Raw genomic sequence first — 419 nt, forward strand, 5'->3', positions numbered from 1 at the left:
GTGGTCGGCGAGGGCGGGGGCGAGTTGGGCCTCAAGGATGCCGAGCATGGCGACGCTGAGGGCGGGGGTGTCGGTGACGGGAACACCGGGGGGGTCGGTGAGTTGGTCGAAGTGCCGGCTTCCGGTTCGGCGCCCGTCGACCAGATGCCGGCTGATGGCCGGGGGGGGGGCGGCGACCTCAGCGGCGTACCGGGTGTCGTCCTGGTCGGCCATCGCCGCATCCACGTAGGTGATGGCGGTGAGGTCGGTGTGGGCGGCGGCGAGGCAGGCGATCGAGGTGGAGTCGACGCCGCCGGACAGGTCGCTCGACAGCGGCCGGCCGGTCAGGGTGCGGCGGCCCACCGCGAGAGGCAGTTCGTACCGCAGGGCCTCGGTGGCGTCGGCGAACGAGAGGCGGGCCGGGGCGGGGAGCCGTTGGA

General features: G+C 74.2%; 1 protein-coding gene. It reads right to left on the reverse strand.

Features of this window, described 5'->3' with window-relative positions; translation table 11 throughout:
* Positions 1-419 (reverse strand): asparagine synthase-related protein (locus ADK55_RS19990; protein ID WP_234350162.1); only part of this gene is annotated, 419 nt, incomplete at both ends.

The organism is Streptomyces sp. WM4235, assembly GCF_001279725.1.
Taxonomy (GTDB): Bacteria; Actinomycetota; Actinomycetes; order Streptomycetales; family Streptomycetaceae; genus Streptomyces.